The following is a 26,723-nucleotide window of genomic DNA, read 5'->3' as shown; positions in this document are numbered from 1 at the left end:
TTTTTAGTTTCCGGTTTATGAATGGAGTGAATGAATGTGAATGAGATGTCCTGCCCCTGCCAGTGCGAAAAGGAGCCCTGTGCCCGCAAAGTGCCTATCTTTTCCTCTTTGTCCTGCGAAGATTTGTGTAAGGTCAGCTCCATGATCCGACACCGGAAATATCAGAAAGGCGAGGCCTTGATTATCGAGGAACAAGCGTCCGATACGCTGTACATTATTAAAAGCGGGCATGTCAAGCTTCTGAAAATGACACCTCAGGGCAAAGAACAAATTCTGCACATTCTGACAACTGGCGATTTTTTTGGCGAGTTGAACATATTTAACAGCGATGAGCTGAGTAACTTTAGTGCGTATGCCTTAAAAGATACAGATATTTGTATGCTCACCAAGGATGATATGGAGCAGTTGATTCACAACAATCCCGATATCTCTTTGAAGCTGCTCAAAACCATTACCAAACGCTTGGCCCATACCGAAAAGCTGGCTCAAAGCCTGGCTACCAAAGACCCGGAAATCCGTATTGCCTATATGATTCTTGAGCTTGGGCATAAATACGGAAAACGGGACGGCTCCTACATTAAAATCAATCTCCCCCTTTCACGCGAAGAAATGGCTAATTATGTGGGTGTCACACGCGAAACCATCAGTCGCAAATTCGCAAAATTTGAACAACTGGGGATTATTCATATTAAGGGTACACGAGAGATTACTATCTGCAATGTACAGAAACTGAGCGAATATATAGATTGAGGAACATCAATCCAATGTTGTTCTAGCATGAAGAGCAATAAAAAAACCGCTTCTTTGGCGTAATGGTTTATGGCTGGTATACCTGCCACTTCCATTTCGCTAAAGGGCGGTTTCTTTTTTTACCCTATTTTATAATGGGCTATCTTTCAATCGTTGTGTTCACACCTTGGGGAGACGCTCTCCGCACAGGCTTCCCGGAAGGAAGCTCCGGTGCAACCGTGTCCTCGGCGGACTTGGCCTGAATCGTGGCGGACTTGGAGCAATCCCACACAACTTTGACCAGATACACAAACAGCAGCACGTTCAACAACGAGGTCACACATAGAATAACTCCATAGCTGTCCTGAGAGTTGGAGCTATAGAAAATATCGAAGGTGTTCAGGAAAATCGTGAGACTGAATCCACCCGCGAGCCATAAAAATCTCCGATCCCGCAAATACAGATATGCTAGTACAGCCAACGCTGCGGCCGGGAACAGATACCGTTCATGCATGCTGGAAGCGAAAGTGAACACACCTGCAATTTGTACCAGCGCAGCCGCGGCCACAAACTGTGGTTTGTTACTGCGCGCATACATCCACCACGTAAACAAAGTCACCAGCACAATGCCGATCATACCCCATGTGTGGTAGCTGAACAGGAACAACGTCGTCGTATCCTGCGTATAATTACCACCGATCAGTGCGAAGAAGTTATACGCGTTCACAGAAGCATATGGATACTCACCGACCGTTCCTTGGTATAAATCAAGCAACCATAATGGCTCCTGCCCCCACGAAAATGGCAGTACCACCAGAATTGTCGTCACAACCGCTCCACCTATAGCCAGCAGCCAAGGTTGTATTTTACGTTGTCTCAACAGCTCGAAGAACAGAATCGGACCATAAATAATCCCCTGTGGCTTCATCAGCACCGCTACCGTAAACAAGACAGTGGACCAGCCTACTCTGTTTTCCACCAACAGCACAACCATGCCTACAATCAGCAATGTAAAGAATGAATCTACTTGTCCCCAGAAGGTCGAATTGATAAACACCGCCGGGTTAAATACATAGAACAATACCAGCCCGATGCTGATTCCAAAGCCGACCCGTTTGCTCGCCAACCGATACAGCATGTACGCTGTCGCGATATCCGCCAATATATTGGGTAGCCGCAGCAGCACCGACATATAGGGACTGAAAGCGTCCGTTGAACCGATTTTACCGATCACATATAAAATATAAATATAGAACGGCGGATAATCACTTGATCCGTTCGTGTAAAATCCCGTTAAGCTATCCGCTGCTGTTGTAGCCCAGTTCCGGAATAGCATTAAATCCATGTGTCCCGAGATCCACGGCGCTATCGCCATTCTTAAAAAGAATCCCACGCCAAGCACGGTCCATAACATCAGACCCCGGTTACGTTCCCCGATCTTCCATACACTGGCCCGAAAACGATACACAATGAATACAAACGCACCGAAGAACAAAGCGGCAAAGATCGCCAGCGGAGTCGCAGAAGCAGATGAAGAATGTCCGCCTCTTCCACCGCCCATACCAGGGCCGCCGTTACCGGACATACCGCCCGGACCTCGCTGTTGCCCGTCTCTGACAACACCGTTGCCTCCGGAGGTAGACGTGTCTTTCCCGGCCATTGTACCTTTATCACCCGATGTCGATGTACCTTGGGTGGATGAATCGGATGATTGGCCTGTCGTACCTGGGCTCTTGCCGTCCAAGTTGTTCGTGGTACCCGTCGATGTCGAATTGGAGCTGGTATCCTGCCCTACATTTCCTGATAACGAAACCACACTAACCACAGCACACAATATGAGACTGAACAGAAGTATATATTTTATGCGGTTCTCTTTCCACGCGTTCAAATCCGATGCACCTCTCTCTGTATCTATTTTCCTCATATTGTATCTGCCATAGCTGAGGGCATCGTGAGTTCTGGCTGAAAGTTGGCTGAGTATGGAATCATTTCTTCATAAATTGCCGCTCCATCTCCTGAATGGCCCGTTCGAGTGCGTCCTGTGGATGTTCTAGCAGGTTACCATGTCCGACAGCCAGCAGAGATGGTTTGAATCCCGCAAGCTTTTTGGCGCTTTCCAGTGAAATTTCCTTGTTCCAGGTAGCCAGTGCCGGAAAAGGAAACCACGGTTTGAACTGCCCAGACACCGCCACACCGCCTCGAATCTGGAACGCATCGCCCGCAACCAGCGCACGGGTGCGAGTATCCAAAAACGCCATCGAGCCTGGCGTATGTCCCGGCGCACTGATCGCCTGCAACGAGCCCACATGATCGCCTTCTTCCAGCAGAACGTCAGGCTGTGTACGGATGTTTTTGGGCACACTGCCCCGAATCGGAGTATCCGGTTCCCCCGCATCCATTGATACATCCCCCTTTAACAGTCGGGCATCCCGCCCGGAAATGAATACTTGCGCATCCGAATACCGTTCCTTCAGCCTATCGAGCGCACCCACATGATCCTCATGAGCATGAGTAAGCACAATGCGTATGATAGGTTGCCCCATCCGCGCAGCAGCCTTTTCGATCCCATCTGCACTATAAGGAAGTCCGGCATCTATCAATGTCAGCCCCTCCTTTTCCTGCACCAAATAGCAATTCACCGGGAACAGCCTCGGCAGAAACGTCAATTGAACTATATGTTGCACCTGAACAACACGCATCCGTCTCATCTCCTCATCTTGATTGAAACTAATTATATTAGTATATATAAATAATATTATTAGTTTTAAGCAAATCTTTTCGCAGATATTCATTTGGAACTGCTTTCGGGACTAAATGCTCAATCTGGCTGTGCGTTTCCTGCTGGAAGTCTGCGGTATTGTCGCTTTTGTATATTGGGGGTTTAAAACAGGGATTAACGTACCTATACGACTGGGACAATAAATAGCCAAAAAAAGCAGCAAAAAGGCAGACCCCGGAATAATACCGATGATCTGCCTCTCTCCAACTATGATGCGAATGTTCCTCTATCCATCAACCCTGCCGGATAGCCTCAGCAATGGGCGTGCTGCCTGACGCCAGATTAATCGCACGGTGATACGTCTGCCGTTCATCCAGTGCCGCTACCACTACTGCCGCTACATCCTCACGGGAAATGGTGCTAACGGAAGAATCATCTCCCGTAGCGACCTTTCCGATACCGGGATCATCTGTCAATCCACCCGGACGAAGGATCGTGTAATCCAGATTACTCGCTTCCAGCAAGCGATCTGCATAATGCTTTGCCACGTAATACGGCTTAATCGACTCAGGCCATTGCTCCCGATTCTCCGCATGCCTTGCGCTGACCATAATGAAGCGGCGAATGCCTGCCTGCTCGGCAGCTTCCATGGCCTTGACTGCTCCATCGAGGTCGATGAGCAGGGTTTTGTCCGCGCCTGTTTTGCCACCGGAACCTGCCGTGAATACGATAGCATCGCTACCCTTTACGGCTGCGGCAATGTCGTCAACCGTTCCTTCGAGATCAGCGATCACCGTTTCCGCACCCAAACGTTCAAGCGCTTCGGCCTGATCCGGATTGCGGATCAACGCCTTTACGCGATGCGAGTCATTTTCACCCAGCAGACGAACAAGATGTCTGCCTACTTTTCCATTTGCGCCAATCACCAGTACGTTCACAATATCCCTACTGTATTCGCAGTCTCTCATCTACATTATACAGAAGTATTTTACCCGTATGGTTCAAGACGCAATCAGATTGGTATGTCAAGTTTGTGATCAGGTTGTCTTACAGCTTGGCTTCCCGCTCCCAGCACTCCACTTGCTCCAGCCCCGGAATGCTATCTTTATAGAAGATAGGGTCGTGACCCGCCTTTTTCTGCCGTGAATAATCCTTTAAGGCTGCAAAAGCGACTCGGGATAAAAGGGCAATGGCAATCAGATTGACGACAACCATCATGCCCATAAATAAATCAGCCAAATCCCACACCAGTTGCACCTTGGCCACCGCTCCAAAAACCACCATGCCAATTACAGCAGCGCGATACAGCCATACCCAAATTTTCTTGGATTTCATAAACTCGATGTTCGTTTCACCGTAATAGTAGTTACCGATCAATGTGCTGAAAGCGAACAGGAATACCATGATGGCAAGAAAACCGGACGCCCACGGGCCGATATGCACACTAAGAGCCGCCTGGGTCAGCTCAATACCACTAAGTCCTGGCTTCGTATACGCACCGGATAACAAAATAATCATTGCCGTGCTCGTACATATAATAAGCGTATCCGTCAGCACCCCGAATGCCTGGATCAAGCCTTGCTTGACCGGATGGCTGGTGTCTGCCGTAGCTGCCGCATTCGGTGCGCTCCCCATTCCTGCTTCATTGGAAAATAAACCACGCTTGATGCCGTGCATCAGAGCTGCCCCGATGGAGCCTCCCGCAACCTGCTCAAAACCGAACGCACTGCGTACAATCAGGGACAATATCTGCGGCAATTGCTGAATATTAATGATCACAATAAACAGCGCAATTCCGATATACAGCACTGCCAGTACAATGACGATATATTCGGACATTTTGGCAATCCGCTTGATACCCCCAAAAATAATGACCGCAAACACAGCCGCCATCAGCAGACCCACGACCAGCCGACTCGTGCCGAAGGCATTTTCAAAAGCTAGCGTAATCGTATTGGACTGCACCGCGTTAAAGACCAGACCAAAGCTCAGTGTAATCAGTATCGCAAAGACGATACCCATCCACCGCTTTCTCAATCCGATCTCCATATAATACGCCGGACCGCCACGGAATCCGTCTTTGTCCTTCACTTTATATACCTGTGCTAATGTACTTTCGACGAAGCTGGAGGCCGAGCCGATGATCGCAATGATCCACATCCAGAACACCGCACCCGGACCGCCCAGCGCAATGGCAAGAGCAATCCCCGTAATGTTCCCCGTACCTACGCGTGCCGCCATGCTGATACAAAATGCCTGAAAAGGCGAAATGCTGTCTCGGGAGCCGCGTTTTGATTCTTTGAGGACCCGGAACATGTCTCCGATCATTCGTACTTGCAGACCCTTAGTGCGGAACGTAAAAAATAGCCCCAATGCGATCAGCATGACAATTAACAACTTAGACCAGAAAAAGTCGTTAATTACACCGATCACACCCTGTAAAACCTGTTGCATCCACAATCCCCCTAATATCCTTTGAATCATTTCCTCGGTAGAACCGGTTCCACATCCGGCTGTTAAGCAGTATTTTTCGAGTATATCAATTTTTTGCCGCACAGAACAGATAATTATACATTTTACTGAATAGAAACCATTACCAGGAAAGAGAACCGTGTTCGCTTCTCATCTTATCCCCGTTTCTGCTGCACATGCAGACCTGTCAAAAAAGTGTTCATCATGACTTCAATACTCCGATCCACTTCCACGGGTAAACCAAAACCGCCATTTTGTTCGAGCGAGGCAAAACCATGAAGCAGACTGCGGAACCCCCTCGCCGCATGAACACAATCCTCTTCCTTAAATCCGTAACCGCTGGACAGAACAGAAATAACAAGCCCCGCTACGCGATCCGCAGCACGCCTCATTTCGGGATCATTTCGATCGGTCGCATACAGCATCGCTTCATACAAACCGGGTCGCTCGCGGGCATATCGCATATAGGCTTTCCCCATAGCGGTCATTGCATCGTCACCCGCTCTGCCAACCGCCGCGCTCATCAAAGCTTCCTCCAACTGTCCCAGGCTGTGTAGAGCCAGCACTTGGCGCAGTCCGTTCAATCCGTCCACGTGGTTATACAAAGACGGAGGGCGAATGTGCAGCTTCTGCGCCAGCGTGGTGAGCGTAACATCACCCATCCCCCGTTCATTGGCAATGTCCTCAGCAGCCTGTAAAATATCTTGCAGCTTCACTCCGTTTCTGGGTGACATCAGCATTTCTCCTTTAATCGAATTTCTATGTAAGGTGTTTACGTATAAATATACATAATGAATCTCATTTCTATTTTAACTAATTCTGTTAGTTTATACAAAGAAGTTTTGGTATGCAAGCATATCAGCTTTTACTGATATAATGAACGAAACAAGATCATAAAGCGGGTCTGACCACTTTTTCGATCCCATGCAAAGGAGATAGTTATATCTATGGAGTCCAAGTCACTTCCAGCCATTGAATTTAAAGACGCCACCAAATATTTTACCGGATCTGAACAGCAACGTGCTGTCCTGAACGGAATTACGGCAAGAGTCTCTCCCGGCAAAATCACCACGCTGGTCGGCCCGTCCGGGTCTGGCAAAAGCACGCTGCTTTCACTGTGTAATCTTCTACTGACGCCGGATGAAGGGGAAATCAGCGTATTCGGCAAGCCCCTTTCCGAATGGGAAATCCCTGAGCTGAGACGAAAGGTCGCACTGGTTTTTCAGGATGCCCCCATGCTGCAAGGAACCGTTCTGTATAATCTTCAGACCGTAGAACGGTTGCACGGCACGGTGCTGCATGACCCAGGCGACCTGTTAGAGCGTGTAGGGCTTACCCGCGATCTACTGGAGCAAAAGGCGCAGGAGCTATCCGGAGGTCAAAGACAGCGCTTGGCCTTGGCGCGAACGCTTGCGAACCGCCCGGATATTTTACTGCTGGATGAGATTACTTCCGCACTGGACCCAGCCTCGGTCAAAGAGGTAGAGGAACTGTTGCTTCAAATGAACAAAGAAGAGGGAACGACGATGATCTGGATTACGCATCATATGGAACAAGCACGCAGAGTGGGCCATGAAACATGGCTGATGATCGACGGAAAGCTCGTGGAGCAAGCGGATACCGAGACTTTTTTCCATGCACCACAGCACAATGAAACCCGCAAGTTTATAGCAGGAGAATGGGTATGACGATTGTTGCCCTGATTCTGTCCCTCGGTTTTGTGTTCATCGCCATCGTCATGTCCAAATCCTTCAAGCTCGGTCTGGATCGGGATATCATTATCGCCACGATCAGAGCATCGGTTCAGTTGCTGGCCATCGGCTATGTGCTGCATTTAATTTTCGGGATGCAGAGCTACGGATTTATCGTATTATTCATTCTGCTCATGATCACTGTGGCCTCCCAAAATGTCGCGCGCAAAGGAAGATTCATTCCCGGCCTGATGTGGAAGTCGTTCCTGACGCTGCTTAGTGTGGAAATCGTTACACAGGCATTTCTGATTGGCCTGCATATCATTCCGGCGACAGCCCGATATATGATTACGATTAGCGGCATGATCATTGGCAGCTCCATGATTTTGTCTAGCCTGCTGGTATCCCGGCTCAAGTCGGAAGTGCTGCTGCGCAAGCCTGAAATTATGCTCATTCTGGCACTAGGCGGCACGCCGAGACAAGCTATTTTCCCGATACTCAAGGATTGCATACGCTCCAGTATGATTCCAACCATTGAGGGACAGAAAACGCTGGGGCTGGTCCAGCTTCCCGGCATGATGACCGGACAGATCATCGCAGGTGCTAATCCCATTGCCGCCGTCCGCCTGCAATTGCTGATCGTATTTACCACCATGACCTCTGCGATTTTGACCAGCGTACTGCTCAGCCTGTTTATTTATCCGGCATTATTTACCCGCCAGCAGCAGCTTCGCACAGAAGCATGGGAGCGCTGATCCCTATCCAACACAGCTTTATTTTGCAAAAGTCTATCTGCCAGATGATCGGTAGGTAGGCTTTTTGGTGTATATTCTTGTCCCTGCACGAAAAGATCTACTGTGATTTTATATCATCAGGCTTACAATATACATATATAGGTTAAATGTCGACTTAAGAGAGAGAGCATAGAAATAAGTCATCTAACAACATGCAAAGGAGATAAAAAGATGAACCATCGTTTATTAATCCAAAACGGCTGTGTACTCACGCTTGATAAGACAATCGGTGATTTTAAGAAAGCGGATATTCTCATTGAGGGGAAAAAAATTGTCGCTGTTCAACCGGAGCTAGAAGCATCCAATTGTGAAGTTGTTGACGCTACAAACATGATTGTTATGCCGGGATTCGTGGATACACATCGCCACACCTGGGAATCTGTCGTTCGTAATGTAGGTGCCGATTGGTCTCTCGAAAAGTACCTGGGGCGTATGTACTATGGGAATATTGGAGCTAAATTACGTCCGCAGGATGGATATGTAGCGAATCTGCTTGGCGCACTGGAAGCATTGGATGCAGGGGTTACCACGCTACTGGATTGGTCGATGATTAATTCACCCGATCATACGGACGAGCTGATCCGGGGCTTGCAAGAATCGGGAACACGAGCGGTCTTTGCCCACGGAGTTCCTAGTGATGGCGAATATTGGTCCAGAGAAAGCCAGATACGACAATCCGATGACAGCAGACGGGTGAAAAAGCAGTATTTCTCATCAGATGACCAGTTGCTTACCATGGGGCTAGCCATAAGAGGGCCGGAATTCAGCGCATGGGAAACAGCAGTCGATGAGATTCGATTCGCTCGGGAGCTCGGTGTGCTGTGTACAATGCATTTAGGGTTCGGAACATGGGGTTCGGTGGATCGGTCGATTGAAAAATTGCATAAGGCTGGACTACTCGGACCGGATCTTAACTTTGCCCATGCCAATACACTCAGCTATGAGGAGTATAAACTAATCGCAGATTCGGGTGCCTCCATTTCCGTTACTCCGGAAATCGAAATGATGATGGGGCATGGTTATCCGGCTACAGGGTTGTTTATGGAGAACGGAGGAAGACCGTCATTAGGGATCGATGTCGTAGTATCGACCGGTGGAGACATGTTTGGGCAAATGAAGTTCGCCTTGCAAGCAGAACGTTCCAGAATCAATGGAAAGGTTTTATCCACAGGAGAAATGCCGGTGGAACTCACCATTTCAGCACGGGACATTTTAGAATTCGCGACGATTGACGGTGCCCGAGCATTGGGACTGGATCATAAGATCGGTACGTTAACTCCGGGAAAAGAAGCTGATCTGATTATGATTCGAACCAACGATCTGAATATGTTTCCGGTAAATCATCCAATCGGTGCTGTTGTGCAATGTGCCAACACGAGCAACGTCGATTCAGTGTTTGTGGCTGGAAAAGCTGTCAAACGGAACGGAAAAATGCTGCATGTAGACATTCAACGTTTGCGCAAGTTAGCCAATGAGTCGAGGGATTATATTTTCTCACAATACGGGGTGCCTGAAGAAGCATGGCCAATCTGATTTGCTGTAGGGTGCCATGCAACTCAAGTCAAATATTCCTACATTCCGCTTGTTAAGATGGAATCGAAAGGAGGGAACCATCGTGTACGAATGGAACGAAATGGTCCAACTCATGATTGATTGGATTGATAATAATCTTACTTCAGCACCATCGTTGTTGAGAATGTCCAATCAGTTAGGCTACTCTCCTTATTACTGTACAAAACAGTTCCATTCTCTTACAGGAATGACGTTAAGGGATTATGTGTGGATGCGCCGGATTAGCCGTGCAGCCCTTGAACTCCGGGATAGCAATGTCCGCATCCTTGATGTTGCCATAAAGTATGGGTTTTCTTCACAAGAAGCTTTTACACGAGCATTTGTAAAAGCCTTTGAGGTAACTCCGGCTGTATACCAAAGAGAGCCTAGACCTATTCCGTTAGCGATTCGTGTTGAAGTGTTCTCTCCTTATCATTACCATTTGAAGGAGCGGGATAAGATGGTTAAGGTTCATTTGCAAGAAGCCGAAATCAAAATTGAGCGTATACCAGCACACAAATTTATTGGAATCTGGGATGCCTCTTCTCGAAACTACGGTGATTTCTGGAGAAACGGTCATAATTGTGATGAAATTTGCGGAACACTGGAAAGCATGTCTCACCTCAAGCTACCCGAACAATTGGGACAGACCGCAGGCTGGTTCTATCAGGATGGTCAAAAGGGCTATCTCTATGGAATACCGGTTGCCGCTGACTACGCCGGAGAGATTCCATTAGGTATGGAGTGCCGGAACATCCCCGAATCAGATTACCTGATGTTTTTTCACCCGCCCTTCAATTATCTAAAAAACAATGGAGAGGTTATGAGAATTGTGGAGGAAAAAGCTTGGAACTTTGACCCTACCAGCATGGGATATGAATGGGATGAGGAAACGAAGCAGGATTATCAGCGACATTTCCCGGAGGGATACGGTTACGCAGTGTTACGTCCAGTGAAAAAAATGTAGAGAAAAAGAATCCCAAGAAGCCGCTACGATCAGGATGCTGTTAATCGTCTTGCGGCTTCTATTTTTCCATTCAAAACTGCAAAATGAACCAGCATCCAAGCTAGTACGTGGTAATACGTTGTTACAATATTGGTTTGGAGGTATAGGCAATGAAATCATTTCGTTTTGGGTTAGCCCTACTCTCATGTCTAGTTATTACTGTAAATATTACGGGGTATGACGACTATAATATGCTATTGGCTATCATTAGCCCGTTGGTTTGGATTTACGAATCATTTCAATTTGTGCGAAAAGCAGACATCCCCGTAGCCGTCGTTTACTTCACTACACTGGTTTTCTGGTTTTTTATTGGATACGTTTTGGACCGTTTGATTAGAAGATTGAAAAATTAAAATTCATCCCTCCCAAAACAACCAAGCAAGTCAACCTTTTATGTAGTGCAGTCTTCAATTAATAATACCTCCTTTGTTGAAAATTTTAGCATTTACTTTCATTATAAAGAGATGTTATTTTTTCGGAATTAACCAACTTTTACGCTGAAATTTAGATATCGTTAGATTCTACATGCTCGATGCCCTTGGCGGAGATATATAGACAATATTTCATCTCCGGAAGAACTACCGCCCATTATTCTACCCACAATGCTACCCATATAAAAATTACATATGCCAGCACAAAGAACGTAATCACACTAAGGGGGATAATCCAAGTAAGATGGGTTTTAAACGGGGCGAGGATTTTTTCCCAAGTAAGATTATTAAATGGGCATCTTTTAGTAAAACCATTTGTGACCTCCATCTACTCCTCATTTGTAAGCTTCAAGTACACATCATAGATTTACAGAACGGGGTATGGGCTTGAATTACATATCGTATGACAAAAAGTATATTCTATTATTTTCTAAGTTGATCATGCTAATGATCACGTTATTATAACTAAAATCATATACATCTCTACTCATAATTAAACTATTAGTACGATTATTTCTAATCGTGTAATAACCCTGAGTTCCTTTAAAAGGTAAAAGATTAGCTATTTCTTCATTTGTAATGTCTTTAATTTTTTCGAACAGCGGCTCACTTAACTCTGTAGGTAACGGTAGTTTAGACCAATTATTCAACGTTCCTCTTTTGGTCAATTCCTTCATTTCTTCAGAACTAATTTGGTAAATATACAAACGATATCCATCCCCAAGCGCTCCATATGATTCATCACTGAACCAGATTCTTGTTTCTTTGGGTAATTGAACCCCTAACCTATCGTAAAGCCATTCTACTTCTTTGTTTTTTTTATAAAAAGAACCATAAAACAATGCGGCTAAAATCAGAACAACAATTAATCCAAAGATGATCAGCTTTTTATTTCTCAACTTTACCGTCTCCTTTGTTGAAAATTTTAGCACCGTTATACCAAAAACCACTCTCTCAATAGAGAGGTGGCTCTTGAAATTTTAGAAATTCACACTTTTTTCCTTTTCTTAATTACGAAGGAAACTCCACCAATAATCATTAACCCGGCAATAAAGATTAATGACAATTCCCCAGTGCTGATTTTGCTTGCATTGGCCTGTGAAGCAGTCGAGCTTAGACTGGATGGGCTACCTCCAGAGATCGGTTCATCCGAATCATTTTTTGAAGCTGCTTCTTGTCGAACTTTCTCATTGGCAGATAGAAACTCTATAAATTCCTGTAGATTGTATACTTTCAATGGCTTAAAGTCCATGTATACACTCTCTCTAAGAGGAACCACAACTTCCTTCCCATCTATATCAGAAATTAGAGCAACCGTAGCCAGTCGATCATCATATATCAGTTTGCTGTTTTCATCGTAGCCGACCAGTTTCTTTGTTTCTTCGAATTGACTTGGAAACTCAAGATCACTATAAGCTGATCGTATTCTTTTCCCATCTTCTGAAAAAACAATTCCGTTATTTTGTTGTCCACTTTTTATGGAGAATAAGTACCCTTTAGATTTCAATATGTCATTAGCTTTATCTGTATTTCCTGATCTAATAGCTTTAGAATTTACAGTGTAAACCTTAAAGCCTTCATCAAGCGTTAAATTTTCCGCTTCTTTAGTAGTTGTTATTTTGAATCCTGTATTCTGTCTAATATCATCTTTGAAATTCCCCAAATCTTTTTCAATAGATTGTTCAACTTCCTGCGGAACCTCATTTGCCGCTAAGACCGTTATAGGAAACAATAAGATACAAGAAAACGCAATTCCAAGTATTTTTTTATACATTTTATCACTCCTCCTTAGTGCTCATGTTTTAGTCCACATAAATTTCGTTTATGGGGTAGCGGCTCTTTATCAATTGCAGAGCTTAATCCCCCATATGCTAACGCGCTTTTTACTTCCCGATCCGATCCTCCCTTATTTACGAGGCTCCATAACTTTCATTTGATTACACCCTCTTAACCATCTCCTCTACTATTTCTAGTACCACTAATATTATCCAATAATATATAAAAAGTGTAACATATTTCTTTTTTTGATAACGTTCAATAATTCAGTCCCTTTTCTTTAAAAATCCTGTATCCGCCAATACTCGCTGTTTTCATTCAAGAAGCGGCAGAATGAAATAAAAAAGACCAGCTTAAAAGCTGGTCCATGGTAGAAAATTTAAAACTTAGATCAGAATCCACCCACGTGCCCTTAGAGTTGGATTATGCAAAAACTTGGTTTACAACTCGAACTGTTATCCGCGATTAGTTTTTTTACGAAGAAAGACGATTGTTACAGCACCTAAAATTAAAACCACTGCTGACACTATCAAAATTTGATTTATATTGGTGTTGGCCTCAGGAGCAGCATTGGCAAATCCTCCGCTTCTTAGTTTCTCGGTACCAGAATTATCATTATTAGAACTCGCTTGTTTCTTAAGGAAAGTAATAACTTCACTGGTAGTCCGATACTCGTCATTCCCCAAAGCTTGGAATAATGACGCTTTATTCTCCGGTACAGAGGATAAAATAATGTCCTTAACTGAGTCTTTCGCAGCGTCCTTTGCTACAAAATAGTAGGCAGGTCCAGCTTGGACTACTTCGGGATCTCCATGCTCTGACTTAATTCTTGCCAAGGCATTTCCGTAGTTATTAGCATTTCCACCCACCTGAACAGTTTTATATTCTCCATCTTCTAATGCAACTGTCAAATAATTTTTGGCTACACCATTTAACTGAATCGTGAACAACCAACCACCAGTATCTAATGTATAGTCTTTTAAACTATTACTTTCTTTGTTCAATAAGTTCTTATCAACTGCATAAAGCTTATACCCTTCACCTAATCCAATACGGTTCACTTCTTCTGCATTTGCATAACCATACTCGGAAGGACTTTGAGTAGCATCTGAAATAAAGGACTTCAACCCTTGCTCGGCAGCACTCCTTACTTCAGAAGGAATATCTTCCGCATTTGAAGCAAATGCATTCGAGTCGAATATACAAAATAAGCATATCAGCAATAGCGACACCTTTTTCAATTACAACACCTCCTTAGTTAGTTATATTATAAAGTGTACCGTCCCACACGTGACCAACGCTGTTACTACCTTTCACCCAAGAGTAACTAGCCTTATTAGTAGTAGCATCAAGAGGATCGACATAAAAAACCCAATCAACGTTATCTGTAAGATGTGAATTTTGAATGCCTTTAATCAGAACAGCATGGCCTCCACCATTTGACCATGACCACCCCGCGTATATAGGCCGACTATAATCTACAATTTGCGTAACAATTGAACTGTAGGATATAGAAGAGCTTGCAAGCGTACTGTTAAGTCCATAGGCGCTTAATCCCCTCTTTGCTTCTTGATCGGAAGCTCCTTCATTTATAACAGAACCTTTTACAGTCCTTACAAAATTAGCTTGAGTCACTGATTTATCGTAATAGCGTAAAATACCCTGAGATACAGCTGCCCAGCACCAGGAGTCTCTTTCCTGTACGCTCGCATATGCCCCCAAAGTTCTAAGCCCTGAAAATGCAGCATACGAAGAAGATGGGATTACAGAAAAAGAAATGGCCAACAACATACATAGAATAGCGAAAAGCTTAAACTGTTTTTTCACTTCCATCTTTCCTTTCACAAGATATTTTGGTGATAAAAACAACTATTTGATTTTCCTTTTTCAACCATCCCCTCTACATAACTATTCTAAATACTCATGATAGATAACCCAAGAAGATATTAAAAATGTATCATGCTTCAATTTTAGGGTAAAGTTAACAAACTATGGTCTTATTCTTTAAAAATCCTGTATCCGCCAATACTCGCTGTATAAACTGCCGCAACATCAAGCTCTCCCCATAAAAATTTAACATTTTCTGACTTTCTTATGTATTTATATTTCATATAAGGTATTTAATAGATATAGTGATATAGTCAGTTCTGTTACTCGCTGGGGAAATTATTTTTGCATAAGGAGGGTTGGAAGATACGGTTGTGCTGGTTAATGAGCTCGTCCAAAAGCATAGATTGCTCAAGCACAGAGGAATGTCCAAAACCGTACTGGTCATACAAATCATGAAGCCGCTGTCTTGCATTTTCTAATTGCTGATTTAATGTTTCATCTGTCTTCATCCAAATCCCCTCCTAATGAATCTCATTTTAGGATGGAATGGGTAAATATGAATCGTCCATTTTTTCATTCAAGAATCGGCAAAATGGAAATAAAAAAAAGACCAGCATCTAAGCTGGTCTTTGGCAATGAGTTGTTATTTGATTCAGAATCCACCAATTAATTCCTGAGTTTGAACTGTGCCAGAAGCTTGACTTATAGCTTGAACGGGCGCAATGAATCCTAGCATAAAGCTTGTTGCTACTAAGAAAAAAGCAATCTTTTTCATCATTCTCTCTCACCTCCTTAGACCGTTTGGTATGGAGTCAGTGTTTCAGGGGCAGACACACTCTGAAACACTTGTTGTAAGTGATGATTAAAAGATCTGATCAGACTAATTCCCATTAAGAAAGTAGCCATCTTTTTGATCAATTTCTTTCCACATTTTTTGAAGTTTTTTTCCTGTTGTATGGACAGCATTCACTCTGAAACGTTCGAATAATCGTGCACAATTTGAAAGGATTAGTTCATTATTAATTGTAAGAGCCTTTTCCCAAGCAACTAAGAGGCATTCAAAACCATAAGAGTATCTACTTTTATTCAGATTATAACTAGCCAACTTGTACCAAAACCGTACGTATTGTTCAACTAAAACTTGCTGTGTATACGTATCATCCGATGATGGTTCCTGATAGGCTGTAATTTGGGGTTCAAAACGCTCTAAAATATAATCAACGTCTATATTGTAGCGATTGGCTGTTTCTAGGACATTCAAGAGTTCGGCAAAAATTTCTTCTTTACCTGCCATATACTCTACATAACCCGGCAGCACGCTGATATCTCCTGACATGAGCCTGTTTACGTAGGTATTAATTCTCGTCCAATGTTGAAATAAACCAATCCAATGAAGGGTGTCTGGATCCTGTTCCTTTACCCAGCTTAAATCAGCGTTAGCATGGAGATGCTGTAAAGCTTTCATATGTTCTCCCTTTGCATCATACACAGCTGCACGCAATAGATCCGAGTAGGCTATATAAATAAAAAGTGGCCCACTTAGTTTCCTTACTGGCTCTTGTTTCTTGCGCTTTGGGTTATGAGCCAGATCATATTGTATTTTCCCTAACCGTCCCATTTCCTTAGCAAACTCGTACACCTTGTCCCACTGGCTCAATGATCTGTATACATTCGCTAAATCTTTTAAAGCTTCGAGTTGATCGATTTCGCCCAAACGGTTAACAAAAGGCTCAAATTTATTTGCTGCTTCGAGATTAATCGCTTGATCTTTCTCAATCGTGAGCTTAAACAAGCGATACTGGCATACCGCAAGTCGCTCGGAATGCTGCTGCTTTTCACTTTCAGCCACATTTTTATACAGGAACGCCGCTGCTTCATTGTGGCCATCTTTGAAAGCATCCTCGGCTACTTCAAAGAGCAACGGAGGATAAATAGGATTATCTAGCAATAGAAATACAACTCGCTGCAAGCAATCGAGTCAATCAAGCTCCACACATCGGTACAAGAACGGGGATATTCTTCGCCAGTTGAGGGGTTCTTCCTCAATGCATTCTTCAACATATCGGTGATAAAAATGATCTGGTGGTAATTCCATCGTTGAAGTAATACGATCCAATTGGTTAACAGAGATAGTCCGATTGCCCGTTACAATGCCACTCACAGTACCTGGATTCAGTCCTGCGATATGTCCAAACTCAGTTCTGCTCATATCTTGTTGCTTTAGATACTTTTCTAATTCTGCTCTTATCGTAGGTGTGATTTCCATGAATAAACCACCCTTTCAATTGTGGACTCTGGGGTATAAACCTAGTAAATGAAGCTATGTAGTTCAAAAATTCATAATATTATGAAATGTTTTCCTTTTCACATCACAATAGTACCACCTTTTGGAACAACAATAAATACTACTATTTTATTGATTATCATCTTTTTAATGGGAGTTTTTAACATGAAGGACATAGGAATGACGAGAAAATTAGATGGATTGGTACGACTCTTAATTCCCAAAGAAATACTGAATACGTGTCATATTCAACCTTCTGATTGTATTGAATTTCTTTTAGAGGGGGCAACCATATCCGTCACTAAATATAACGACCAAACCTGCGAGTTTTGTAAATCAAAAGAAGAATTAACCGCATTTAAGAAGCGTTTTATATGCAGCAAGTGCAGGTATCTGATCATTCACAGCAGCATGTAAGGATTAAAGAGGAGGTAGGTTATGAAAAACACAGGTATGACCCGCTCATTGGATACTTTGGGTCGAATCGTAGTTCCTATAGAAATGCGAATGACGATGAATATGAATAGTGGGGATTCGCTAGAATTTTTTGTGGATGATGAAACGGGCTTTATGGCTGTAAAGAAGTATATGGGCGTTTCCTGTAAAATGTGTAGTGCGGTTGAAAATCTAACCTATTTCAGAGATTCATTTCTATGCATCGACTGTATCCATAAATTAAAGGAGAATATAGATTGTAGCCCCATACCGACTCCTTCTATTAAAAAAGATACACACCCCCACAAAAGAACGAATCAGTCGGCAGAAAAATTACTCGGACGTCTTAGGGAACTCATTCAGGAGCATCCCGATGCCAGACAATACGACTATGCTAAATGGCTTGGCGTGTCACAAGGACGTATATCTCAGCTTAAAAAGTTACTGTAAAACGCAGCATAACCTCTTGTAAAATCCTGTTCTTTTAAATCCAAAGCCATTCTTATCATATAATTTTATTTTAACGTGAATACTCACTGAATACCTTTGTTTACTTATGTAATACCGTCTTCCCATCCTGTAAACTAAGTTCCATCAAGCGATAACCGCTGGATCATAGAGAGGATGAGATATTCATGAGTGTAGAAAATAGAGTTTTAGCGATACAAGATGGTCTGGACGGACGTGTGAATGCAGTCATAGATCAAACCCTTGCCGAGAAGCGCCTGGTTGGCGCAGTCGTCATGGTATATATCGATGGTTCACCCGTGTATGTGCGAGCGGCGGGGCTGGCTGATCGAGAAGAAAATCTTCCTATGCGCGAGGATGCTTTATTTCGGCTCTCTTCTATATCCAAGCCAATTGTATCTACAGCGGCCTTGGTTTTGGCAGCCCAAGGACAGATTGGACTCGATGAATCCATTGAACGCTGGTTGCCGGACTTTCGCCCCCGCTTGATCAGCGGCGAGCAACCATCCATTACGGTACGGCAATTGCTCACACATACTGCCGGGCTGACCTATGGCTTTTTAGAGGAAGAAGGCGGCGGCCCCTATCAACGTGCAGGCGTATCAGATGGCATGGATTTTTCAAATCTTACCCTTGAAGAGAACTTGCAACGTTTGGCTTCTGTGCCTCTGTTGTATACACCGGGTAAAGCATGGGGCTATTCCATTGCCACCGATGTACTCGGCGCTATCATTAGTCGCGTATGCGGCACAACCCTTGAGCAGGCTGTTAAAAAGCTCGTTACAGACCCCCTCGGTATGCAAGACACTAGCTTCACAGTTGCTGATCCCGAACGACTTGCCGCCGCTTATGTCAACGATACTCTGGAACCCCGCCGGATGCGTGAGCTTGAGGTTGCGCAGGTGTTTGAAGGCACAGCAGGACTTCGTTTTCAGCCTGCACGCGCCTTTGATCCGACGGCTTTCCACTCTGGCGGCTCGGGTATGATTGGCAGCGCAAAAGACTTTATGCGACTACTGGAAACACTGCGAAACGGTGGCAATCCATTACTTTCTGAGGAATGGGTACGTGAAATGGGCACCATCCAGACCGGGAATCTCTCCTTGGCAGGCTGGCCGGGACGGGGCTTCGGACTGGGATTCACCGTACTCCAAAATCCCGACGAAGGCGAAACAGCAGAATCCCCCGGAACGTGGCGTCTCGGAGGAGCTTACGGTCATTCATGGTTCGTTGATCCCGCGCAAAGACTCAGCGTTGTTGCCTTTACCAATACAGCATTTGAAGGTATGTCGGGTCCGTTTACAACCGAGCTTTGCCAAGCCATTTACGGCAGCTCAAAAAGGGTCTAATAAAGCGGGAGTTACATGTTTAAGCTCTACAGGCGAGGATAAGACAATTAACGTGGTAGAGTGACCGTGCTTTCCGCACTCATCCCCGAATTGCTCCAGCTTAAGCATGGATTCGACCATAACCTTAAGTAAATAATTTTGCTCACCGCTAATTCGATGGCACTCAATGACCTCAGGTGCAGATTGACAAAACTCAACAAATGAATTGCATTGATTCGTATGCACGAGCACATGGGCCATGATCGGCTTTCCGACTTTTTCATGTGAAACCATGGCCCGATATCCAGTGATAATGCCTTTATCCTCCATGCGCCTTACTCTTTCCGTGACAGCGGGCTGGGAAAGTCCAACCTCCTTGCCCAGCTCGGTCATGGAGATGCGTGCCTGGTTTTGTAGACATAACAAAATTTTATGATCCACTTGGTCCATAGGTAATCTACTCCTTAAATACAAGGTTATATTGCATATATACTTTATTTTTTATCATCTATTCAGACAATGACTTTGAATTATATCCAACAATCGAATATTACCATGTAAAACTATGACGGTAAAGAGAACTGCTATACAGAAGGACTTGATACCCTAAAGCCAAAGAAAACCGGCTAACACGATGCTACGTGTTAGACCGGTTTTTGTTTAGAAAACAGGTTTCCTACCTGTTGATTGCGTGTGGCTTGGATTAGATCAGCGTGTAGCCGCCATCCGGGAACAGCACGCTTCCGGTGGTGAACTTGTTCGTCATCAGATACAACACGGTATGCGCGATTTCCTCGTTATAACCCACCCGATGGAGCAAGGTTACTTCCTTGTATTCCTCAAAAGCTTGCGCCCGCTGTTCGCCCTCGGAGCCATCTCTCCAGATGGTGCCGGGAGATACAACATTGACCCGTACCGGAGCCAATTCTACCGCCAAAGCTTTACCCAAGCTTTCGATTGCGCCGTTAGCCGCCCCGTATGTAGCGCCAAAGCCCATCGGCCGCTGGCTGAATGCTCCAGACATGAGGACGATGGAGCCTTCCTTGGAAATATGCGGAACCGCATGCTTGGCAGCGAAATATTGCGGCCAGAATTTCCCTTCAAACGGAGTCTTCGCCATTTCCGTATCAATCGTGATCGGACCACGTGTGTAGCTCGCGCCTGGTGTAAACAGATGGTCGAATGCGCCGACCTTTTCAAAAAATGCCTGCACTTCCTCCTCCTTCTGATTATTCAGTTGGAAGGTTTCCACCGATTCCGCAGGGATAACTTTCTTCGCCTGCTCCAATTTCTCCGCAGAACGCCCAGCAATTACGATACTCGCTCCCTGCTTTGCTGCTTCTATTGCTGTTGCCAGTCCTATACCTGCACTGCCGCCAATGACGACGACACGTTTTTGATGTAAAATCATACAATTCTCAGCTCCTTTGTGAGGATTATATCATAACTATTTTATTAGTATACATATTTTTAATCGGATGGGCTTTCCTGCACAGTGCTTTTACGGTAGGATGTCGGCGACTGACCGGACCATCGTTTGAACTGCCTGCTAAAATGGGCAATGTTTCCATAACCGAGCATATCGGTAATTTGCTGCACCGTCCATTGCGGATCAGCCAATAGCAACTTAGCCTCGTGCAGGACAAGACCAGACAGATACACACGGGGAGATACACCAAAAACACTACGAAATACACGATTACAATGGGAAACGCTAATCCCTAATTCCGATGAAATGCCTTCAATCCCATCATGCTTTTCTACAGAGTCGATTTGTCCAAAATGCTGATTCACCCTGCCTTGAAGTCGGCTGGCAATCTGATGGGCAAGCTCAGCCTGCACGTATCCGCGCCCCGGCAGATGCGCCGCTTCGCTGGATACCGCCTCCCATAACGTAGCGAACAGCTCAAATACGGCAGATTGAATCCGCATACGCTTGGCCACCGAATCCCCTGCTTGTTCTGCATTGGGTGTGGAAAGTTCGAGCAACTTATCCAGCGCGGGTCCTATCTGCCTCGCCACCGCACCTTCAGCTGGAAACAATACCTGCTCCAGTCGGCTCAGTAACGAGAGGAACAGCTTGTCATCAATGTCGAAATGCATGCAAAAATACGTAAAGCCCTCCCCGCTGCTGTAGCTGGAGTGAACAATTCCCGGTCGCAGCAGCACCAGATCACCTTGCCGTTGTGTATAGCTGCGGCCATCCACCACCATCACCTGCTCTCCTGCAAGCACGATATTAATTTCATATTGAGGATGCGTATGTGGCGGGTAGCTCCATTCCCTTCCGACTCTTCGCGTATGGATGGCAAACAGATTGACCGTCGTTCGTACATCGGGAAAAAAGTACTCCTCTCCAGTAGCCGTAAGGTCTGTAGGCTCTGGGCAGTTCGGTAAACGTGGTGACGACATGCTTCCCCTCCTGACGTTGATGGTTTTACTCCAGTATATCGTTTTTAGCGCGATTTGGATAAATGATGGCGCGATTTGACAATGGTTCCCTGAACCTTAGCATGCTAGGCTCTATATGAGGATGCTGCAAAATACTTTTGTATCTGAAAGTCACTCTTTATATTGAAAGGGGTTTCATTATATGACGAAAAATATATTTTATAACACGCAACACTCACCTGTCGGTGCCTTTTCCAGCTTTACACTCGGGTTCAAGGGTAATCGGGGTGGACTCGGCTTGGAGCTAGGCAAGCCCGCGGATGAAAATGTATATATCGGGCTGCAATCCAGAGACGGCGAGGTCTATGAGGCGCTCCCCTTTTTTGCAGCCACACAGGACGAAAGCGCCCGATACGATGTGGAGAAAAAGGATAAACGAACGGAGCCACAGCTTGTTCCCTTTGCCGATCAAGCCATTACCCGTGAGCTAAAAGCTGGCACAGATACATGGAGCGCCGGAGATTTGACGTTCCGGCTGTATTCTCCTGTCCGTCCGGTTCCAGAACCGGGGAAAGCGGATGTAGATGAGCTGCGGGCTGCGCTGGTTCCGGCGGTATTTGCCGAGCTTACGATTGATAACACGCAGGGAACGGCTGCGCGGAAAGCCTTTTTCGGCTATCAGGGCAGTGATCCGTACAGCGGCATGCGCATTGTTGGCGAAGACCCGCGCGGGGAAGCTGCGGGGTTGAATGTCGGGACGTTGGGAAAAATCACGGGCGTCGGACAAGGGCGTAGCACGGCCATTGTGACTAACAGCAGTGAAGCGGTACCTGCCTGTGGATTTACGCTGGAGAAGCTGCTTGGGGAGTCGATTGCCGAGAACTTATCCTTCGGCCTGGGTGGAACGGCTGCGCTCCTGATGGACGTTCCCGCAGGCGAGAAGCGCACGTATTCCTTTGCCGTCTGTTTTTACCGGGGCGGCATCGTCACTACAGGTATCGACACAGCGTATTATTACACCCGGCTGTTCACGGATATTGAAGACGTGGCGGGCTATGCCTTGGAGCATTTTACAGCCCTGAAGGCATCCTGTATCCAGGCGAATCACTGGATCGAGTCGGCAGGCTTGAGCAAGGATCAGGAATTTATGCTCGCACAGGCGATCCACAGCTACTATGGCAGTACCCAATTGCTCAGCCAGCAAGCGGATGGAGAACCCATCTGGATCGTCAATGAAGGCGAATATCGGATGATGAATACGCTGGATTTAACGGCAGATCAGCTTTACTTTGAGTTGATTTTGAACCCGTGGACGGTACGCAACGAACTGGAGTGGTTTGTAAAACGGTACAGCTACCGCGATGAGGTACGATTCCCGACCGAGGAACAGACCTATCCAGGCGGCATCACGTTTACGCATGATATGGGCGTAGCTAATGTATTTTCCCGTCCGGGGTACTCCGCGTATGAGCTGGCAGGGATTGACGACTGCTTCTCCTATATGAGCCACGAGGAGTTGGTAAACTGGCTATGCTGCGCCACGGTATATATCGAACAGACACAGGATCGGGCGTTTACGACACGTATGCTGCCCGTTTTGCGTGAATGCTTCGCCAGCATGTTACAACGGGATCACCCTGATCCGTCGCACCGAAACGGCTTAATGGGCTTGGACAGCACCAGAACGCAGGGCGGCGCGGAAATTACGACCTACGATAGTCTGGACGTTTCTTTGGGGCAGTCCCGCAACAACATCTATTTGGGCAGCAAATGCTGGGCGGTATATATTGCGCTGGAGAAGCTTTTTGCCTCGGAAGGACTCAATACCCTTTCACGGGAAGCTGGCTCACAGGCGGACAAATGCGCAGTAGCGATCACGGTGCAGATGACAGATAAGGGATATATCCCTGCGGTCATTCAAGAGGGGAATGATTCACAGATTATCCCCGCTATTGAGGGGCTGATCTTCCCTTACTTCACAGGATGCGAGGAGGCCCTTCAACTCAATGGGCGGTTTGGCGGATATATACAGGCCCTTCGACGCCAGTTGGACACGGTGCTGGCACCGGGAGTTTGCCTGTTCGAAGATGGAGGCTGGAAGCTGTCCTCGACCAGTAACAACTCTTGGCTGAGTAAAATCTACCTGTCCCAGTTCATTGCCCGCGAGCTGCTGGAGTTCCCTTGGGATGAAGCAGGGCAAGCCGCGGATGCTGCCCATGTCTCTTGGCTCCTTCACCCTGAGGAATCCTATTGGTGCTGGAGCGACCAAATGCTCTCAGGCGTTGCCCACGGCAGCAAATATTACCCACGCGGAGTCACCGCTATTTTATGGCTGTATGAAGGCAAGAGCAATCGCCTAACCTTACCGCAGCATATGGAGCAGGAGCAGCATGCCTGAGACGGACCTTCATCTGCACAAGGAGGATCGAATATGAGCAATCATATGGATGTGCAAAAAGAGAACGGCTATGACGCTTGGCTCCATTATCCACGCAGCAGTCATGCAGAGAATCGGCCCGCATGGTGCAATGTTATCGTGGTCACCGGAGGGGATGAAGTGCTCCAAACCGCTGCAAATGAGCTACAACGCGGATTGACCTCCATGTTCGGACAGCAGCCGAAGATCAACGACGTTCCTGTAGATGTGCCATTTATTGCACTCGGTACATTTAAAGACCATCCACTGGTGGCAGAACGATTTAGTGCAGAGGAACAGGCTGATGTGAACGCAGAAGGCTACCGAATTCGTGGAACTGAGATGATAAACCCGGCACAATCAGCTTCGTATGATGCTATAAAAGAGCCGTACGTCACGGTCGCCGGTCAGACCGCCCCAGGCGTGCTGTACGGTGTTTTTCATCTGCTGCGCTGGCTACAAGGAAGACTGGATGGCGAACTACCGTTACAAGCCACCAGCAAATCATCCGAATCATCGGATGGTCCGTTTCTGGATGTATTGTCCAATCCGGTTAATCCCATCCGCATGATCAATCACTGGGATAACATGGATGGCAGTGTTGAACGGGGATATGCGGGGGCATCCATTTTTTACGAAAATAATGCCTTAACTAAAAATATGGACCGCCTTAGGGACTATGCCCGTCTGCTCGCATCTGTCGGCATTCAGTCGTTATCCATTAACAATGTGAATGTCCATCAAGTAGAAACCGAGCTGATTACGGACAAATATTTATCGGACGTAGCCAGGCTAGCTGCAATATTTCGAGCCTATGGCATCCAAATCTACTTGAGCATTAACTATGCCAGCCCTATGCAGCTCGGCGGACTAACCACAGCCGATCCTCTAGACCCCGGTGTAGCGGAATGGTGGCGGACCAAAGCCCGGGAGGTTTACGCCGCCGTTCCCGATCTGGGTGGCTTCGTGGTCAAAGCCGATTCCGAGAATCGGCCCGGTCCATTCAGCTACGGACGCCATCACGCCGATGGAGCCAACATGCTGGCAGATGCGTTGCAGCCTTATGGTGGACGGATTATTTGGCGCTGCTTTGTCTACGACTGCAAGCAGGATTGGCGTGACCGCAAGACGGATCGGGCTCGCGCGGCCTTTGACCATTTTAAACCGCTGGATGGGCTGTTCCGCGATAATGTCATTTTACAGATCAAAAACGGTCCCATGGATTTTCAGGTGCGGGAGCCTGTCTCCCCCCTGTTCGGGGCGCTGCAAGCCACTCAGGTACTGCTGGAATTTCAGATTACCCAAGAATACACAGGACAGCAACGGCATTTATGCTACCTTGTTCCGCAGTGGAAGGAGGTTCTGGATTTTGACACTTATGCTCAGGGAAAAGGCTCCACCATCAAGCGAATCGTGAGCGGCTCTTTGGGTAGCAATGGCAGTCCTGCTTCCCCTTCCTCCACCAAGTACACTAACTATGGGATCGCTGCTGTAACCAATATTGGGGCAGACACCAACTGGACCGGACATTTGCTCGCCCAGTCCAATCTGTACGGCTACGGACGGTTGGCATGGGACCCGGAGCTGTCCGCAGACGAAATCGCAGATGAGTGGGTTCGGCTGACGTTTGGCGGACATAGGAATCGTTCCTATACGGGCAATAGCAAACATCTAGTTCCTGCCATTAAAAAAATGCTGCTCGATTCGTGGAATATCTACGAGTCCTACACCGCCCCTCTCGGGGTCGGCTGGATGGTCAGTCCTGGTCACCACTATGGGCCGGATGTGGATGGCTACGAATATTCGATGTGGGGCACCTACCATTTTGCCGATTGCCGTGGTATCGGGGTGGATCGCACTACCACGACTGGAACGGGCTATGTCGGGCAATATTGTTCTCCCCAAGCGGATATCTATGAATCTACCGAAACCTGCCCGGATGAGCTGCTATTGTTCTTTCATCATGTCCCTTATACGCACGTACTCCACTCTGGTCAAACTGTCATTCAGCACATTTATGATACACATTTTGAGGGTGCGGAACGTGCGGCCAACCTTAGAGACACGTGGGTTAGTTTGAGGGATCATCTGGATGAGGCGATCTATGCACAGGTGCTAGAGCGTCTGGAGCATCAAACTGAGCACGCTCAGGAGTGGCGGGATCGGATCAATACGTATTTTTACCGTAAAAGCGGCATTGCTGACCAGAAGAATCGCCCTATTTATTAAAATAGTCCTCCGTGTAACACTGCATACATGCATAAATGAGGCTCCCAAGCTCTCAAATTCACCTACTTCTGTATGGAATGTTGTCTCCAGCTTATCTTGCACAATCCTAAAAGGCATACGTCTGATTTTTAGACCTATGCTTTTTTTGACTTAAACACGTTTGGAATCATATA

24 protein-coding genes and 1 pseudogene are annotated in these 26,723 nt (G+C 46.1%); 10 read left to right on the top strand and 15 right to left on the bottom strand.

Annotated features, from left to right (window positions below; genetic code table 11):
* Positions 1-45: 45 nt before the first annotated feature.
* The gene (locus ACQ4MX_RS16480) at positions 46-750 is read left to right on the top strand and encodes a Crp/Fnr family transcriptional regulator (protein ID WP_149094408.1); all 705 of its coding nucleotides are present in this window, start codon (positions 46-48) and stop codon (positions 748-750) included.
* A 139-nt stretch (positions 751-889) separates the two neighbouring features.
* Here ACQ4MX_RS16480 and ACQ4MX_RS16475 read toward each other — a convergent pair whose 3' ends face one another.
* Entirely contained in the window at positions 890-2,617 is a 1,728-nt protein-coding gene (locus tag ACQ4MX_RS16475) for a glycosyltransferase 87 family protein (RefSeq protein WP_431086026.1), read from the bottom strand.
* 97 nt (positions 2,618-2,714) lie between these two features.
* Entirely contained in the window at positions 2,715-3,428 is a 714-nt protein-coding gene (locus ACQ4MX_RS16470; protein WP_431086025.1) for an MBL fold metallo-hydrolase, read from the bottom strand.
* Positions 3,429-3,543: 115 nt separating this feature from the next.
* On the opposite strand from ACQ4MX_RS16470, the gene ACQ4MX_RS16465 reads away from it, so the two are divergent.
* Positions 3,544-3,651: a DUF2568 domain-containing protein gene (locus tag ACQ4MX_RS16465; protein WP_431086024.1), complete on the top strand. Its 108-nt coding sequence runs from the start codon at positions 3,544-3,546 to the stop codon at positions 3,649-3,651.
* A 90-nt stretch (positions 3,652-3,741) separates the two neighbouring features.
* On the opposite strand, the gene ACQ4MX_RS16460 is transcribed toward ACQ4MX_RS16465, so the two are convergent.
* From ACQ4MX_RS16460 to ACQ4MX_RS16450, 3 genes are all read right to left on the bottom strand, one after another.
* Complete coding sequence (locus ACQ4MX_RS16460; RefSeq protein WP_431086022.1) at positions 3,742-4,386, bottom strand: SDR family oxidoreductase; 645 nt, start codon at positions 4,384-4,386, stop codon at positions 3,742-3,744.
* Positions 4,387-4,495: 109 nt separating this feature from the next.
* On the bottom strand, positions 4,496-5,902 hold the full coding sequence (locus ACQ4MX_RS16455; RefSeq protein ID WP_431086020.1) for an alanine/glycine:cation symporter family protein: 1,407 nt from the start codon (positions 5,900-5,902) through the stop codon (positions 4,496-4,498).
* Positions 5,903-6,075: 173 nt separating this feature from the next.
* Positions 6,076-6,654, bottom strand: coding sequence for a TetR/AcrR family transcriptional regulator (locus ACQ4MX_RS16450; RefSeq protein WP_134911974.1), 579 nt, complete (start codon positions 6,652-6,654; stop codon positions 6,076-6,078).
* A gap of 213 nt (positions 6,655-6,867) precedes the next feature.
* Between ACQ4MX_RS16450 and ACQ4MX_RS16445 the strand changes: the two genes are divergently transcribed.
* From ACQ4MX_RS16445 to ACQ4MX_RS16430, 4 genes are all read left to right on the top strand, one after another.
* Entirely contained in the window at positions 6,868-7,608 is a 741-nt protein-coding gene (locus ACQ4MX_RS16445; protein ID WP_431086018.1) for a phosphate ABC transporter ATP-binding protein, read from the top strand.
* Positions 7,605-8,366, top strand: coding sequence for an ABC transporter permease (locus ACQ4MX_RS16440; protein ID WP_431086016.1), 762 nt, complete (start codon positions 7,605-7,607; stop codon positions 8,364-8,366). Before ACQ4MX_RS16445 ends, ACQ4MX_RS16440 begins: the two co-directional genes overlap by 4 nt.
* Before the next feature lie 210 nt (positions 8,367-8,576).
* Positions 8,577-9,938 (top strand): amidohydrolase family protein, encoded by a 1,362-nt coding sequence (locus ACQ4MX_RS16435; protein ID WP_431086014.1) that lies wholly within the window; start codon positions 8,577-8,579, stop codon positions 9,936-9,938.
* 82 nt (positions 9,939-10,020) lie between these two features.
* On the top strand, positions 10,021-10,923 hold the full coding sequence (locus tag ACQ4MX_RS16430) for a helix-turn-helix transcriptional regulator (protein ID WP_431086013.1): 903 nt from the start codon (positions 10,021-10,023) through the stop codon (positions 10,921-10,923).
* 862 nt (positions 10,924-11,785) lie between these two features.
* Here ACQ4MX_RS16430 and ACQ4MX_RS16425 read toward each other — a convergent pair.
* From ACQ4MX_RS16425 to ACQ4MX_RS16395, 7 genes and pseudogenes are all read right to left on the bottom strand, one after another.
* A complete protein-coding gene (locus ACQ4MX_RS16425) occupies positions 11,786-12,292 on the bottom strand; it encodes a hypothetical protein (protein ID WP_431086011.1) in 507 nt (168 codons plus the stop codon).
* Between the two features lie 89 nt (positions 12,293-12,381).
* Positions 12,382-13,167 (bottom strand): hypothetical protein, encoded by a 786-nt coding sequence (locus ACQ4MX_RS16420; RefSeq protein WP_431086008.1) that lies wholly within the window; start codon positions 13,165-13,167, stop codon positions 12,382-12,384.
* Positions 13,168-13,624: 457 nt separating this feature from the next.
* The gene (locus tag ACQ4MX_RS16415; protein ID WP_431086007.1) at positions 13,625-14,410 is read right to left on the bottom strand and encodes a hypothetical protein; all 786 of its coding nucleotides are present in this window, start codon (positions 14,408-14,410) and stop codon (positions 13,625-13,627) included.
* A 13-nt stretch (positions 14,411-14,423) separates the two neighbouring features.
* Positions 14,424-15,038: a papain-like cysteine protease family protein gene (locus ACQ4MX_RS16410; protein ID WP_431086005.1), complete on the bottom strand. Its 615-nt coding sequence runs from the start codon at positions 15,036-15,038 to the stop codon at positions 14,424-14,426.
* A gap of 281 nt (positions 15,039-15,319) precedes the next feature.
* Positions 15,320-15,508: a Spo0E family sporulation regulatory protein-aspartic acid phosphatase gene (locus ACQ4MX_RS16405; RefSeq protein WP_431086002.1), complete on the bottom strand. Its 189-nt coding sequence runs from the start codon at positions 15,506-15,508 to the stop codon at positions 15,320-15,322.
* 143 nt (positions 15,509-15,651) lie between these two features.
* Positions 15,652-15,777, bottom strand: coding sequence for a hypothetical protein (locus tag ACQ4MX_RS16400; RefSeq protein ID WP_431086001.1), 126 nt, complete (start codon positions 15,775-15,777; stop codon positions 15,652-15,654).
* A 102-nt stretch (positions 15,778-15,879) separates the two neighbouring features.
* Positions 15,880-17,265, bottom strand: a pseudogene (locus ACQ4MX_RS16395) (helix-turn-helix domain-containing protein).
* A gap of 456 nt (positions 17,266-17,721) precedes the next feature.
* Here ACQ4MX_RS16395 and ACQ4MX_RS16390 point away from each other — a divergent pair.
* Both ACQ4MX_RS16390 and ACQ4MX_RS16385 read left to right on the top strand, forming a co-directional pair.
* Complete coding sequence (locus ACQ4MX_RS16390; protein WP_431086000.1) at positions 17,722-18,168, top strand: AbrB/MazE/SpoVT family DNA-binding domain-containing protein; 447 nt, start codon at positions 17,722-17,724, stop codon at positions 18,166-18,168.
* A gap of 185 nt (positions 18,169-18,353) precedes the next feature.
* Positions 18,354-19,535, top strand: coding sequence for a serine hydrolase domain-containing protein (locus tag ACQ4MX_RS16385; RefSeq protein WP_431085999.1), 1,182 nt, complete (start codon positions 18,354-18,356; stop codon positions 19,533-19,535).
* Here ACQ4MX_RS16385 and ACQ4MX_RS16380 read toward each other — a convergent pair.
* The 3 genes from ACQ4MX_RS16380 to ACQ4MX_RS16370 all read right to left on the bottom strand — a co-directional run bounded on the left by ACQ4MX_RS16380 (position 19,521) and on the right by ACQ4MX_RS16370 (position 21,926).
* Positions 19,521-19,964, bottom strand: a complete 444-nt coding sequence (locus ACQ4MX_RS16380) for an Lrp/AsnC family transcriptional regulator (RefSeq protein ID WP_044644248.1) — start codon at positions 19,962-19,964, stop codon at positions 19,521-19,523. The genes ACQ4MX_RS16385 and ACQ4MX_RS16380 overlap by 15 nt on opposite strands.
* A 253-nt stretch (positions 19,965-20,217) precedes the next feature.
* Complete coding sequence (locus tag ACQ4MX_RS16375; RefSeq protein WP_431085997.1) at positions 20,218-20,925, bottom strand: SDR family oxidoreductase; 708 nt, start codon at positions 20,923-20,925, stop codon at positions 20,218-20,220.
* Between the two features lie 59 nt (positions 20,926-20,984).
* Complete coding sequence (locus ACQ4MX_RS16370) at positions 20,985-21,926, bottom strand: helix-turn-helix domain-containing protein (RefSeq protein WP_431085996.1); 942 nt, start codon at positions 21,924-21,926, stop codon at positions 20,985-20,987.
* A gap of 181 nt (positions 21,927-22,107) precedes the next feature.
* Here ACQ4MX_RS16370 and ACQ4MX_RS16365 point away from each other — a divergent pair, with 181 nt between their 5' ends.
* Together ACQ4MX_RS16365 and ACQ4MX_RS16360 are read left to right on the top strand one after the other, a co-directional pair.
* Complete coding sequence (locus ACQ4MX_RS16365; protein ID WP_431085994.1) at positions 22,108-24,303, top strand: glycoside hydrolase family 52 protein; 2,196 nt, start codon at positions 22,108-22,110, stop codon at positions 24,301-24,303.
* 33 nt (positions 24,304-24,336) lie between these two features.
* Positions 24,337-26,550, top strand: coding sequence for an alpha-glucuronidase family glycosyl hydrolase (locus ACQ4MX_RS16360; RefSeq protein WP_431085993.1), 2,214 nt, complete (start codon positions 24,337-24,339; stop codon positions 26,548-26,550).
* Positions 26,551-26,723: the final 173 nt, after the last annotated feature.

Origin of the sequence: Paenibacillus sp. 8b26, assembly GCF_050626875.1 — a bacterium.
GTDB lineage: Bacteria > Bacillota > Bacilli > Paenibacillales > Paenibacillaceae > Paenibacillus.
This window is presented reverse-complemented; position numbering and strand designations above follow the sequence as displayed.

Coding starts and splice junctions, on each gene's coding strand:
- ACQ4MX_RS16480 (WP_149094408.1), top strand. CDS start 46: ATGTCCTGCCCCTGCCAGTGCGAAAAGGAGCCCTGTGCCCGCAAAGTG.
- ACQ4MX_RS16470 (WP_431086025.1), bottom strand. CDS start 3,428: ATGCGTGTTGTTCAGGTGCAACATATAGTTCAATTGACGTTTCTGCCG.
- ACQ4MX_RS16465 (WP_431086024.1), top strand. CDS start 3,544: ATGCTCAATCTGGCTGTGCGTTTCCTGCTGGAAGTCTGCGGTATTGTC.
- ACQ4MX_RS16455 (WP_431086020.1), bottom strand. CDS start 5,902: ATGCAACAGGTTTTACAGGGTGTGATCGGTGTAATTAACGACTTTTTC.
- ACQ4MX_RS16450 (WP_134911974.1), bottom strand. CDS start 6,654: ATGTCACCCAGAAACGGAGTGAAGCTGCAAGATATTTTACAGGCTGCT.
- ACQ4MX_RS16445 (WP_431086018.1), top strand. CDS start 6,868: ATGGAGTCCAAGTCACTTCCAGCCATTGAATTTAAAGACGCCACCAAA.
- ACQ4MX_RS16440 (WP_431086016.1), top strand. CDS start 7,605: ATGACGATTGTTGCCCTGATTCTGTCCCTCGGTTTTGTGTTCATCGCC.
- ACQ4MX_RS16435 (WP_431086014.1), top strand. CDS start 8,577: ATGAACCATCGTTTATTAATCCAAAACGGCTGTGTACTCACGCTTGAT.
- ACQ4MX_RS16420 (WP_431086008.1), bottom strand. CDS start 13,167: ATGTATAAAAAAATACTTGGAATTGCGTTTTCTTGTATCTTATTGTTT.
- ACQ4MX_RS16405 (WP_431086002.1), bottom strand. CDS start 15,508: ATGAAGACAGATGAAACATTAAATCAGCAATTAGAAAATGCAAGACAG.
- ACQ4MX_RS16400 (WP_431086001.1), bottom strand. CDS start 15,777: ATGATGAAAAAGATTGCTTTTTTCTTAGTAGCAACAAGCTTTATGCTA.
- ACQ4MX_RS16390 (WP_431086000.1), top strand. CDS start 17,722: ATGAAAAACACAGGTATGACCCGCTCATTGGATACTTTGGGTCGAATC.
- ACQ4MX_RS16385 (WP_431085999.1), top strand. CDS start 18,354: ATGAGTGTAGAAAATAGAGTTTTAGCGATACAAGATGGTCTGGACGGA.
- ACQ4MX_RS16380 (WP_044644248.1), bottom strand. CDS start 19,964: ATGGACCAAGTGGATCATAAAATTTTGTTATGTCTACAAAACCAGGCA.
- ACQ4MX_RS16375 (WP_431085997.1), bottom strand. CDS start 20,925: ATGATTTTACATCAAAAACGTGTCGTCGTCATTGGCGGCAGTGCAGGT.
- ACQ4MX_RS16370 (WP_431085996.1), bottom strand. CDS start 21,926: ATGTCGTCACCACGTTTACCGAACTGCCCAGAGCCTACAGACCTTACG.
- ACQ4MX_RS16365 (WP_431085994.1), top strand. CDS start 22,108: ATGACGAAAAATATATTTTATAACACGCAACACTCACCTGTCGGTGCC.
- ACQ4MX_RS16360 (WP_431085993.1), top strand. CDS start 24,337: ATGAGCAATCATATGGATGTGCAAAAAGAGAACGGCTATGACGCTTGG.